The organism is Cupriavidus sp. SK-3 (assembly GCF_000611145.1).
Lineage (GTDB): Bacteria > Pseudomonadota > Gammaproteobacteria > Burkholderiales > Burkholderiaceae > Cupriavidus.
The window spans coordinates 8,261-19,671 of sequence record NZ_JFJV02000128.1 but is presented as its reverse complement, the minus strand read 5'-3'; the positions used below and the strand labels follow the sequence as shown (position 1 = coordinate 19,671).

General features: G+C 67.8%; 10 protein-coding genes and 2 pseudogenes. 11 read left to right on the top strand and 1 reads right to left on the bottom strand.

All coding sequences use genetic code 11. The annotated features are described in order from the left end of the window. Positions 1–279 precede the first annotated feature (279 nt). Together CF70_RS13550 and CF70_RS13545 are read left to right on the top strand one after the other, a co-directional pair. Positions 280–948 carry a DUF484 family protein gene (locus CF70_RS13550; protein WP_035865180.1) on the top strand — a complete coding sequence of 223 codons (669 nt, stop codon included), beginning with the start codon at positions 280–282 and terminating at the stop codon, positions 946–948. A gap of 40 nt (positions 949–988) precedes the next feature. Further along, a pseudogene (locus tag CF70_RS13545) lies at positions 989–2,142 on the top strand (tyrosine recombinase XerC); the annotation flags it as partial. A 102-nt stretch (positions 2,143–2,244) separates the two neighbouring features. Here the strand turns inward: CF70_RS13545 and CF70_RS13540 are convergent. Continuing rightward, positions 2,245–3,204, bottom strand: coding sequence for a transcriptional regulator GcvA (locus CF70_RS13540; protein WP_035865192.1), 960 nt, complete (start codon positions 3,202–3,204; stop codon positions 2,245–2,247). Positions 3,205–3,424: 220 nt separating this feature from the next. Here CF70_RS13540 and CF70_RS13535 point away from each other — a divergent pair, with 220 nt between their 5' ends. From CF70_RS13535 to pcp, 9 genes and pseudogenes are all read left to right on the top strand, one after another. Continuing rightward, positions 3,425–3,784, top strand: a complete 360-nt coding sequence (locus tag CF70_RS13535; protein WP_035865179.1) for a DUF2917 domain-containing protein — start codon at positions 3,425–3,427, stop codon at positions 3,782–3,784. A 156-nt stretch (positions 3,785–3,940) separates the two neighbouring features. Further along, the gene (lipB, locus tag CF70_RS13530; protein WP_035865177.1) at positions 3,941–4,672 is read left to right on the top strand and encodes a lipoyl(octanoyl) transferase LipB; all 732 of its coding nucleotides are present in this window, start codon (positions 3,941–3,943) and stop codon (positions 4,670–4,672) included. A 43-nt stretch (positions 4,673–4,715) separates the two neighbouring features. After that, positions 4,716–5,711, top strand: coding sequence for a lipoyl synthase (gene lipA, locus CF70_RS13525; protein WP_006161271.1), 996 nt, complete (start codon positions 4,716–4,718; stop codon positions 5,709–5,711). A gap of 552 nt (positions 5,712–6,263) precedes the next feature. After that, positions 6,264–6,914, top strand: a complete 651-nt coding sequence (gene pxpB / locus CF70_RS13520; RefSeq protein ID WP_035865175.1) for a 5-oxoprolinase subunit PxpB — start codon at positions 6,264–6,266, stop codon at positions 6,912–6,914. Between the two features lie 55 nt (positions 6,915–6,969). Then, a complete protein-coding gene (locus tag CF70_RS13515; RefSeq protein WP_035865172.1) occupies positions 6,970–7,998 on the top strand; it encodes a biotin-dependent carboxyltransferase family protein in 1,029 nt (342 codons plus the stop codon). 66 nt (positions 7,999–8,064) lie between these two features. Next, positions 8,065–8,805 (top strand): 5-oxoprolinase subunit PxpA, encoded by a 741-nt coding sequence (gene pxpA / locus CF70_RS13510; protein WP_035865170.1) that lies wholly within the window; start codon positions 8,065–8,067, stop codon positions 8,803–8,805. Between the two features lie 131 nt (positions 8,806–8,936). After that, positions 8,937–9,630: pseudogene (locus tag CF70_RS13505) on the top strand (DUF969 domain-containing protein); the annotation flags it as partial. Positions 9,631–9,697: 67 nt separating this feature from the next. Continuing rightward, complete coding sequence (locus CF70_RS13500; protein ID WP_035865168.1) at positions 9,698–10,648, top strand: DUF979 domain-containing protein; 951 nt, start codon at positions 9,698–9,700, stop codon at positions 10,646–10,648. 70 nt (positions 10,649–10,718) lie between these two features. Further along, complete coding sequence (pcp, locus tag CF70_RS13495; protein ID WP_035865165.1) at positions 10,719–11,393, top strand: pyroglutamyl-peptidase I; 675 nt, start codon at positions 10,719–10,721, stop codon at positions 11,391–11,393. Positions 11,394–11,411: the final 18 nt, after the last annotated feature.

Below are 11,411 nucleotides of genomic sequence, written 5' to 3'. Positions count from 1 at the left end.
CAGGGGGATGTCGTACGCTGTTGGGTGCAAAAACCAACACCGCCCCAAAAAAAACACCACCCCCAACGGTGATCTGCCCACCAGCCCACCAACACTGACCGGCAGCCCCCGCAGGGGGATATCGTATGGCTTTCGGGCCCAACCGCCAACGCCGAAAAAAAAGCCGCGAAGGAGCCAACGCATCCGAGCACCTCGCCAAAAAGGCCACCACCGCCCCCTCCCCAAAGCCTCCCCCGAACCATTTGCTACACTGCCCCCCAAACATCCCGGTTGAAGCCAATGAACGCCCAAGAAGTTGCCTCCTACCTGCAGTCCAACCCCCAGTTCTTCGAAGACAACGCCGAACTGCTGGCCGCAGTGCAGCTCACCAGCCCGCACAGCCACCGCGCAGTCTCGCTGCAAGAACGCCAGATGGAAATCCTGCGTGAGAAGAACAAGGGCCTGGAACTGAAGCTGGCGGACCTCGTCCGCCACGGCCACGACAACGACCGCACCCAGCAGCGCATGCACGCCTGGCAACTGCGCCTGCTGGCCGAAGTGGACTCGCACGCGCTGCCCTATGCGGTGCAGGACGGCCTGCAGCAGGTGTTCGAAGTGCCTGGCGTGGCCCTCAAGCTCTGGAACGTGGCCGAGAGCTATGCGCATATGGAAGTGACCCAGGGCGCGAGCGATGACGTCCGCCTGTTCGCCGAAGGCCTGCGCGCGCCGTATTGCGGCGCCAACAGCGGCTTCGAGGCGGCGGCCTGGCTGGAACGCGACGATATCGCCTCGCTGGCCATGGTGACGCTGCGCGTGCCCACGCGCGAAGCCGGCACGCTTGGCGCGGCCTTCGGGCTGCTGGTGCTGGGTTCGCCAGAGCCGCGGCGCTTCCACGAGGGCATGGGCACTGCCTACCTGGCGCAGATCGGCGAAGTGGCCGGCGCCGCGCTGAACCGGCTGCGCGACTAAACCGGGCGATGCGCCGCAACCCCTTCGCCGTGGCCGGGCAATGACGGCATCCCGTCCACCCGGGGCAGGTGGCGCGGCCGCACGGCCGCGCAAGGCAGCGGCGCCGTCGGCCAGGAAGGCCGCCGCAGGCAAGACGCCATCGGATGCCGCAAAGTCCAGGCCACGCAAGGACGCCCCGGCGGAACCCCTCGACAAGCCAGTGCCCGACCCGGTGGTGCTGCGCTACCTGGAATGGCTGTCCAGCAGCCGCAAGCTGGCTGCCCACACCCTGACCAACTACGCCCGCGACCTGTCGGTCCTGCAGGCGCACGCCGAGCGCCATGCGCCGGGCTGCGCGCTGTTATCGCTGCAGACCCACCATATCCGCGGATTTGCCGCGCGCCTGCATGGCGGCGGCCTGGCCGGCACCAGCATCGCCCGCACGCTGTCGGCCTGGCGCGGTTTCTACCTGTGGGCCGCGCGCCATGGCCTTGGTGTGGAGGCCAATCCGGTCGACGGCGTGCGCGCGCCCAAGTCCGGGCACCGGCTGCCCAAGGCCTTGTCGGTGGAGCATGCGGTGGCGCTGGTCTCGCACAGCGCGGGCGAGCACAACGAGGGCCGGCGCGACCAGGCCGTCTACGAGCTGTTCTACTCCAGCGGCCTGCGCGTGTCGGAATTGGTGCAACTGGACCATCGCTACACCGAGGACGGGGAGTACCGCTCCGCCGGCTGGATCGATATGGACGGCGCCGAAGTCACGGTGATCGGCAAGGGCTCGCGCCGCCGCACCGTTCCCGTCGGCAGCAAGGCGATGGAAGCCCTGCGCGCATGGCTGGCGGTGCGCGCGGAGATGTTGCGCACCGGCGCGGCGCCGGAGGACGCGCATGCGCTGTTCCTCAGCGTGCGGGGAAGGCGCCTGCCCGTGCGCACCGTGCAACTGCGCATCAAGCAGCAGGCGATCCGGGCCGGCGTGCCCGCGGACGTGCATCCGCACATGTTGCGGCATTCCTTTGCCACCCATGTGCTGCAATCCTCCGGCGACCTGCGCGCGGTGCAGGAAATGCTTGGCCATGCCAGCGTGGCCACCACCCAGATCTATACCGCGCTGGATTTCCAGCACCTGGCCAAGGTTTACGACAAGGCGCACCCGCGCGCTGGCAGGGCGCACTCAGCGCCGGTTGCCGTCCCGAAAGCCCCCGAGCCAGCCGCAGGCGANGCTGGCAGGGCGCACTCAGCGCCGGTTGCCGCCCCGAAAGCCCCCGAGCCAGCCGCAGGCGAGTCCCCCCCCCCGGCCGCCGCCGCTGCCAAAGAAGACGACTAACCCTCCCACTGAGCCAGGATGCCGCGGAACGCTTCCATCTCCGGCAGCAGCCAGGCACGGAAGGCTTTTACCTTGGGCGCCTCCAGCATGCTGGCCGAGCAGACGAAGTAAAGCAGCCATGGGCAGGTAATGCTGACGTCGAAGAGCCGGACCACGCGCCCGGAAAGCAGGTCGTTATAGGCCAGCGAGGAACGGATCAGCGCAATGCCCTGGCCGGCTGCCGCGGCCTGCAGCAGCAGCGAGGAGTCTTCCAGCAGCAGGCCCTTGCGCGGCTCCGGCCAGTCCAGTCCGGCGGCTTCGAACCACGGTTTCCAGGGGTCGCCCTCGCCGCGCAGCAGCGACATGCCTTTCATGTCCTGCGGCCGCGCCGGCAGCTTGCCGCCGTTGAAGGCCGGGCTGCAGACCGGGAAGAACACATCGTCCAGCAGCTTCTCCACATACAGGCCGGGATAGTCGCCGCTGCCCATGCGCAGCGCGATGTCGACTTCCTCGCGCGCGAAATCCACCAGGGTGTTGGACGACAGCAACTCCACGTCAAGCTCGGGATGCTGTTCGATAAAGCTGCCGATGCGCGGCGTGAGCCAGCGCGCGGCGAAGGAGGGCATGGTGCTGATGGTGAGGCGCTTGTCGCGGTTGCCGGCCTGCAGCGCGCGCGTGGCATCGGCGATCTCCAGCAGGGCTTCGCGCACGCGTCCCGCGTAGGCCCGGCCGCCGGGCGTCAGGCTGACACGCTTGCCGTTGCGCTCGAACAGGGCCTGGCCCAGTTCCTCCTCCAGCGCGCGGATCTGGTGGCTGACGGCGCCGTGGGTGACGAACAATTCTGTGGCCGCGCGGGAAAAACTCTCGTGGCGGGCAGCCGCCTCGAAGGCGCGCAGCGCGGTCAGCGGCGGCAGGCGCGGCAGCTCGCGATGCCAGCCACGTGGCAAATCTCTCTCCCATGCTCCCTTCAGCGCCATCATCGACCTCGTCTTATGTGAGTTTCTTTAACAAGAACAAGGAAAATATATCGTTTTGGAAGCGCTGCGGCAATCACTAGAATGCAATGCATCGGCGCGCTGCCCGCACCGGTGCCAGTCAAGTACAAAGCATAGCCTGACAAGGGCTGGCGCGACTGGTGGCTGCCCATTCCGGGCAAGCGGGCGAGGGTGTCGACGATGTCAGTGAAGGATGCCCAACATGAAAACATTGCTCACAACGACCCTGTTCACCCTGAGCCCGGGCGAAGTTACCTCGCTTTCCATCCACGCCGACCAGCGCCTGCGCGTGGATGCAGCCACGGGGACCGATGTCTGGCTGACCCGCGAAGGCGATTCGGAAGATTACTGGCTGCGTTGCGGCGGTAGCCTGCTGCTCGCCAGCGGCGACGAAATCACGGTCAGCGTGGATCCGCGCGCCGCCGAGCCGGTACGCCTGGCCCTGATCGCCGAGGCCCGCCGGCCGGGCGTCAACGTGTCGCACCTGGTGGCGCGCATGGCGCGGCGTTTGGTTCGAGGTACCGAATGGACGCCTAACCAGGACCAGATCACGGCCTCCTGACGAAGACGGCCGCGTGCGCGGCCATCTGCGGCTGGTGCATTCGCGCGATGACCCTGACCCTGGCAGGACCATCGCGGAGTGAAAGAGCACGAGACGGACAGAGCAAGAGAGGGGCGGCATCCTGTGAGATCCGCCCCTTTTCGTTAAACTGCCGGGATGCAATCGATACAAGTCATTGAGCAGGGCCGGCAAGAGTACGAGCCCTGTTTCGACGCGATGCGTGCCTTTACCGCCGCACGCACCGCCGATACCCCCGACCAGATCTGGCTGGTCGAGCATCCTCCGGTCTACACCCTCGGCCAGGCGGGAGATCCCGCGCACCTGCTGGCCCCGGACGAGGCGATCCCCGTGGTGCGGATCGATCGTGGAGGACAAGTCACTTACCACGGCCCGGGACAGGTCGTAGCCTATCTTCTGCTCGATTTGCGCCGGCGCCGCCTCATGGTTCGCGAGTTCGTCCATGCGATTGAGCAAGCCGTGCTGGACACGCTCGCGGCGTATAATCTCGCAGCCGAACGCAAGCCCGGCGCGCCTGGTATCTACCTTTGCGAAGGTCCGCACCAGGGCGCCAAGATCGCCGCGCTCGGCCTCAAGATCCGCAACGGCTGCAGCTATCACGGCGTCAGCCTCAACGTGCAGATGGACCTCGCGCCCTTCCTGCGCATCAACCCCTGCGGCTATGCCGGCCTGGAAACGGTCGACATGGCAACGGCGGGCGCCACCTTCCCGGTGGCCGATGCGGCTGGCGCGTCCCGCCTGCCCGTGACCGCGGCACAACAAGCCGATATCGCGCGGCGCCTTGCGGCGGCGTTGTGCGAAGTGCTGGCAGCGGCGCATGAGCGCGCCCTGGCAGCCGACCGGAACACCGCCGCGGCCCTGGCCACTTAGTCATCCAGCCGAATATGCACGCACCGCGCGTGCGGAGAACACTATGAGCGACGCCCTGATCGCCACTTCCAGCGAAGCCCCGCAACCCCAGGCGGAGCAGTACGACCCGACCCGCAAGCAGAAGTCGGCCGACAAGACCGCCCGCATCCCTATCAAGATCGTGCCGGCCGAGAAGCTCAAGAAGCCTGAGTGGATCCGCGTCAAGGCGGCCACCGGCAGCTCGCGCTTCTACGAAATCAAGGACATCCTGCGCGCCAACAACCTGGTGACGGTATGTGAGGAAGCGAGCTGCCCCAACATCGGCGAATGCTTCGGCAAGGGCACCGCTACCTTCATGATCATGGGCGACAAGTGCACGCGCCGCTGCCCGTTCTGCGACGTCGGCCACGGCCGTCCCGATCCGCTGGACGCCAGCGAGCCGGGCAACCTGGCACGCACCATCGCCCAGCTCAAGCTCAATTACGTGGTGATCACCAGCGTCGACCGCGACGACCTGCGCGACGGCGGTGCCCAGCACTTTGTCGATTGCATCACGCTGACCCGCGAACTGTCGCCGGTCACCCGCATCGAAGTACTGGTGCCGGATTTCCGCGGTCGCCTGGACAAGGCGCTGGACATTCTGCAATCCGGCCCGCCGGACGTGATGAACCACAATATGGAAACCGTGCCCCGCCTGTACAAGCAGGCGCGCCCGGGCGCCGACTACGCGCACTCGCTCAAGCTGCTGCAGGAATTCAAGCGCCGCAACCCCACCGTGGCCACCAAGTCCGGCCTGATGGTGGGCCTGGGCGAGACCGACGAGGAAATCCTCGAAGTCATGCGCGACATGCGCGCCCACGACATCGACATGCTGACTATCGGCCAGTACCTGGCGCCGTCGGGCCACCACCTGCCGGTGATGCGCTACGTGCATCCGGACACCTTCAAGATGTTCGAGGCCGAGGCATACAAGATGGGCTTCACCCATGCCGCCGTGGGCGCCATGGTGCGTAGCTCCTATCATGCGGATGAGCAGGCGCATAAGGCCGGCTTCGCCTGAGTCCGAACGGGCCAAAGCGCCGCGCTATGACGACGGCGTTCGCTCCCTTCCCCTCAGGCGGAGAGGGGAGTCCCGGCGCAGAGTCAACGTTGTGAACTGTCTGATCGGCCGGTATCCACCCGGCCGTTTTTTTCGCCCGCGGCACCCCGCTGCGGGCCCACCTGGCGTTGCATGCACGCCACGGCCTGACACCTCTCCCTGAAATTTCTTCCATCGCGCCCGTCGGCGCGGGCGGGGCCGCGCGCCGCGCGATCGCACCGGACCGGCGCATGGCGGGAGCCCTCGCGAGCGCTCCTGCACCGGAGGCATTCGCCGCATCGGCCGGCCGCACCAGGACAGGGCGCAGGGCCCGTCACGCACAACACTTTGCGTGGGAAATCCTAGGGTCTACACCTAGCCCCAGCATCTTATTGTTTGGTTATCATGAATTTATCGACAAATTGTCGATGAAAAAAGATTCTGCTCACGGACCGGATTGCAGCCGGCGTCGTCCCTGACCAAGTCCGGTGCGCGCGCCTACACTGCAGATAGGTCCCCCTGCCGGTGCTTCCCATGACCCGATGTTCCGTTCACCGCCTGGCCGAGCGCGCGCTGCTGTGCAGCGTGCCGCCGCCGGCCTCGCTTGATGTACAGCGACGTATCTGGGCCATGGCCCAGCGCGCGGCCGAGTGGCGCGGCGTGGTCGACGCGGTGCCCGGCATGAACAACCTCACCGTGGTGTTCGACCGCGATGCCGATCCCGAAGCGCTGGAACGCAACCTGAAGCTGGCCTGGGCGTCGGGCGAGGCGCGCGCGGCGACAGGCAGGCTGGTCGAGATCCCGGTGCGCTACGGCGGCGAATTCGGCCCCGACCTGGCCGACGTGGCCGCGCATACCGGCCTCACGGCGCAGGAGGTCGTACGCCGCCACAGCGAGGGCGAGTACGTCGTTTACTTCCTCGGCTTCCAGCCCGGCTTCGCCTATATGGGCGGCATGGACCCGGCGCTGGCCACGCCTCGGCGGCGCGAGCCGCGGCTGTCGGTGCCGGCCGGCTCGGTCGGCATCGGCGGCGAGCAGACCGGCATCTATCCGGCCGCCGCTCCCGGCGGATGGCAACTGATCGGACACACAGCCAGCGAACTCTTCGTCGCCGACCGCGATCCGCCTTCCTTGTTCGCACCGGGCGACACGGTGCGCTTTGTCGTCGAGGCGCTGCTGCCATGAACCGTATGCCATCACCCGTTGCACCCGCTGCTGCGACTGTGCGGAGGGTCCGCGCATGATCGAGATCATTCGCCCTGGTGCGCTCGCCTCGGTCCAGGACCTCGGCCGCCCCGGCTTTCGCCGCTTCGGCGTGGGCACCGCGGGCGCGCTCGATACGGTCGCGCTCACCATCGGCAACCGCCTGCTCGGCAATCCGGCGGGCGATGCCGCCATCGAATTCACGCTGGGCCGCGCCGCCGTGCGCTTCCACGCCGACATGCGCGTCGCGCTGACCGGCGCCGAATGCCGGGCCAACCTGGACGGCGTGCCGGTGTGGTCGTGGCATGCCTTCGACGTGCGCCGCGGCGAAACGCTGACGCTGTCGGCGGCGCAGGGTGGCACCCGTACCTATTTGTGCGTGGCGGGCGGCATCGCCGTGGCGCCGGTGATGGACTCGCGCAGCACCGATCTCAAGGCCGGCTTTGGCGGCCTGGGTGGCCGGGCGCTGCGTGAAGGCGACCGCTTCGATGCCGGCCGGCCCGGCGTGGCCGAGGACAGCGACTGGCTGGGCGTGCAGGCTCCGGCCTGGGCGCTGCCGGTGACGAAGCTCGGCAACGCCACGCCGATCCGCATGCTGCCCGGCATCGAATACGAGGACTTCGACGCCGCCGCGCATGAGGCGCTGTGGCAGTCCGACTGGATCGTCACGCCCAACAGCAATCGCATGGGCTTGCGCCTGCAAGGCCCGGCGCTGGCCCGCCAGCCTGAGCGTGCCGCCGACCTGCTCTCGCACGGCGTGCTGCCGGGCGTGGTGCAGGTGCCGCCGGCCGGCCAGCCCATCGTGCTGATGGCCGACGCACAGACCACCGGCGGCTATCCCAAGATCGGCGTGGTGATCGGCGCCGACCTGTGGCGGCTGGCGCAGGTGCCGCTGGGCGCGCCGGTGCGCTTCGTACGCGTCACGCTGGATGAGGCCGCCGCGGCGCAGGCCGAGCTGGATCGCTACCTGCAGCAACTGGACCAGGCGCTGCAATGGCAGGGAGACGGCATGGTGATCGCCTCGCGGCGGCGCACGCGCAGCCACGCGGCCGCGGCCGTGGCCTGAGCGCCGCCGGATGACAGCAACCCCCAAACCTCAGGACAAGCCGCAAGACCGGTGAGGAGTATCGCAATGCATATCGACCTGAACGCCGACCTCGGCGAAGGCTGCGGCAACGACCGCGAACTGCTGGGGCTGATCAGCTCGGCCAACGTCGCCTGCGGCTGGCACGCCGGCGACGCCGCCACCATGCTGCAGACCGTGAAGTGGGCGCTGGAGCAGGGCGTTGCCATCGGCGCGCATCCGAGCTATCCGGACCGCGAGAACTTTGGCCGCACCGAGATGCAGCTCGATCCCGAAGTGGTGTACGCGAACACGCTCTACCAGATCGGCGCGCTGGCCGCGCTGGTGCGCTCGCAGGGCGGGCAACTGGCCCACGTCAAGGCGCATGGCGCGCTCTACAACCAGGCCGCCAGGGATCCCAGGCTGGCCGACGCCATTGTGCGCGCGGTGCGCGACTTCGATTCCGACCTAGTTTTCTTCGGCCTGGCCGGCAGCGTCATGGTGAAGGTGGCGCGCGAAGCCGGCCTCAAGGTGAAGGAAGAAGTCTTCGCCGACCGCGGCTACAACCCGGATGGCTCGCTGGTCAAGCGCGGGACGCCCGGCGCGCTGCACGAAGACGAAGACGTGGCGCTTGGCCAGACCCTGCAGATGGTGCGCGAGCAGCGCGTGCGCGCCATCGACGGCAGCTATGTACCGATTCGCGCCGAAACCGTGTGTCTGCACGGCGACGGCGCACACGCGCTTGCCTTTGCGCGCCGCATCCGCGAACGGCTCGGCGCCGAAGGCATCGCAATCCGCGCCGGAGGCTGAAGGGGCACACCACACGGTAAACGCAACGGACGCGCCCCCAGGCTTCCGGTATTCACTGTGACCCGCGCGATGTCGAGCAGCATGACGCGACGCGTGGCACTCGCCTCCATCACACTCTATTGGTGTCTCTCATGGAACAGGCAGTCAACCTCTGGCCCTTAGTTGGGGTCGGCATCATCATCCTCGGCTTCGTGCTGCGCTTCAATCCCATGATGGTGGTGGCGCTTGCCGCCATCGCCACCGGGCTGGCGGCGCCCATGCCGGTCATGCAGATCTTCACGGCGATCGGCACCGCCTTCGTCAAGACGCGCAACCTGCCGCTCATCATCCTGTTGCCGCTGGCGGTGATCGGCCTGCTCGAGCGGCACGGGCTGCGCGAGCATGCGCAAGCCTGGATCTCGCGCATCGCCTCGGCCACGGTCGGGCGCCTGCTGATCGTCTACCTCGGCGTGCGCGAGCTCACCGCGGCGGTGGGCCTGACCAGCCTCGGCGGCCACCCGCAGATGGTGCGTCCGCTGCTGGCCCCGATGGCTGAAGGCGCGGCCGAGACCCGTTTCGGCAAGCTGCCCGAGCCGGTCCGCCAGCGCGTGCTGGCCTTCTGCGCGGCTACCGACAACGTCGGCCTGTTTTTCGGCGAGGACATCTTCGTGGCCTTCGGCGCGATCGCGCTGATGCACACCTTCCTGCTGTCGTCGAACATCGATGTGGAGCCGCTGCATATCGCCGTGTGGGGCATCCCGACCGCGATCTGCGCCTTCCTGATCCATGCCGTGCGCCTCAAGCGCCTGGATATGTGGCTGGAACGCGAAGTGGGCGGCAAGGCTGNGAAGTGGGCGGCAGGGCTGCGGCCGCCGCCGGTACGGCGGCCACGGCCAAGAGCGGGGAGTAAGCCATGATCATTTCCATCGAGTACCTCTACTGGCTCGCCGGCCTGGTGCTGGCCATCACCTCGCTGATGATTTTCGCGGACCGCGACCATCCGCGCCGGCTCAGCACGGGTTTGTTCTGGGCGCTGTATGCGCTGGTGTTCCTGATCGGTGACAAGCTGCCGCCGGCCGTCGTCGGCGTCGGCGCCGTGGTGATGGCGCTGATCGCGGGCTTTGGCGGGGTTGGCCACGGCAAGCACGGCACGCTGCCGGAAGAAGAGCGCCGCGCCTCGGCCAAGCGCCTTGGCAACAAGCTGTTCATCCCGGCCCTGCTGATTCCGCTGATGACGGTGATCGGCACCGTGCTGTTCAAGGATGTGAAGATCGCCGGCCTGCCGCTGCTGGACCCCAAGAACGTGACCTTCGTCTCGCTTGGCGTCGGCTGCCTGGTCGCGCTGGCCGCGGCCTGCTGGCTCACCCGCGATACCGTGGTGCAGGGTGTGCGCGAGTCGCGCCGCCTGACCGAGTCGCTCGGCTGGGCGCTGGTGCTGCCGCAGATGCTGGCCATGCTTGGCCTGGTGTTTGCCGATGCCGGCGTGGGCAAGGCGGTGGCGTACCTGACCACGGCTTACATCAACATGGACTACAAGCTGGTGGCCGTGGTGGTGTACTGCGTGGGCATGGCGCTGTTTACCGTGATCATGGGCAATGGCTTTGCCGCTTTCCCGGTGATGACCGGCGGCATCGGCGTGCCCATCCTGGTGAACATGTTCCACGGCAACCCGGCGGTGATGGCGGCTATCGGCATGTTCTCCGGCTACTGCGGCACGCTGATGACGCCGATGGCGGCCAACTTCAACATCGTGCCCGCCGCGCTGCTGGAGCTGGACGACAAGAACGCCGTGATCCGGGCGCAGGTGCCGACCGCGCTGATGATCCTGGTGGCCAATATCGCGCTGCTGTATTTCCTGATGTAAGAACGCGGTCCAGCCGCGAAGGTTTGGCCAGGGGCCCGGGCAACCGGGCTTCGGGCCGGGAGTCCCTGCCATGCGTACCGTGCTGCTGACCGGTTTCGAGCCGTTCGAAAGCGAACCTATCAATCCGTCCTGGGAGGCCGTTCGCGCGCTCGACGGCGAGCGCATCGGCGGCACGCCCGATGGCGCCGATGCGGCCGTGATCGTCGCGCGCCAGTTGCCTTGCGTATTTGGCGCCGCCAACGACGTCATGGCGGACCTGCTCGATGAGCTGCAGCCCGTGCTGGTGATCGCGGTCGGGCAAGCGGGCGGGCGCCCGGAAATATCGGTGGAGCGCGTGGCGATCAATGTCGACGATGCGCGCATCGCCGACAACGCCGGCGCGCAGCCCGTCGATAGCCGCATCGCGGAGGATGGCCCCGCGGCGTATTTTTCCAGCCTGCCAATCAAGGCCATCGTGCGCCGGATGCGCACGGCTGGCGTGCCGGCCTCGGTTTCGCAGACCGCCGGCACCTTCGTCTGCAATCACGTGTTTTACGGGCTGATGCACTTGCTGGCGACGCAAAGCGTGCCGGCGGGCGTGCGTGGCGGCTTCATCCATATTCCCTATCTGCCGGAGCAGGCCGCGCGGCATCCGGGCCAGCCCAGCCTGGCGCTGGCCACGGTGATCGACGGCATCCGCTGCGCGGTGGCTACCGCGCTGTCGACGCAGGACGATATCCGCGAGCAGGGCGGCCAGACGCACTGAAGCGGTCAGGCCCCGGGC

What these genes read in the sequence shown, in the direction of transcription:
- CF70_RS13500 (WP_035865168.1), top strand. Translation starts at nt 9,698, where the DNA reads ATGATCATTTCCATCGAGTACCTCTACTGGCTCGCCGGCCTGGTGCTG.
- CF70_RS13515 (WP_035865172.1), top strand. Translation starts at nt 6,970, where the DNA reads ATGATCGAGATCATTCGCCCTGGTGCGCTCGCCTCGGTCCAGGACCTC.
- pcp (WP_035865165.1), top strand. Translation starts at nt 10,719, where the DNA reads ATGCGTACCGTGCTGCTGACCGGTTTCGAGCCGTTCGAAAGCGAACCT.
- pxpA (WP_035865170.1), top strand. Translation starts at nt 8,065, where the DNA reads ATGCATATCGACCTGAACGCCGACCTCGGCGAAGGCTGCGGCAACGAC.
- CF70_RS13540 (WP_035865192.1), bottom strand. Translation starts at nt 3,204, where the DNA reads ATGGCGCTGAAGGGAGCATGGGAGAGAGATTTGCCACGTGGCTGGCAT.
- CF70_RS13550 (WP_035865180.1), top strand. Translation starts at nt 280, where the DNA reads ATGAACGCCCAAGAAGTTGCCTCCTACCTGCAGTCCAACCCCCAGTTC.
- lipB (WP_035865177.1), top strand. Translation starts at nt 3,941, where the DNA reads ATGCAATCGATACAAGTCATTGAGCAGGGCCGGCAAGAGTACGAGCCC.
- pxpB (WP_035865175.1), top strand. Translation starts at nt 6,264, where the DNA reads ATGACCCGATGTTCCGTTCACCGCCTGGCCGAGCGCGCGCTGCTGTGC.
- lipA (WP_006161271.1), top strand. Translation starts at nt 4,716, where the DNA reads ATGAGCGACGCCCTGATCGCCACTTCCAGCGAAGCCCCGCAACCCCAG.
- CF70_RS13535 (WP_035865179.1), top strand. Translation starts at nt 3,425, where the DNA reads ATGAAAACATTGCTCACAACGACCCTGTTCACCCTGAGCCCGGGCGAA.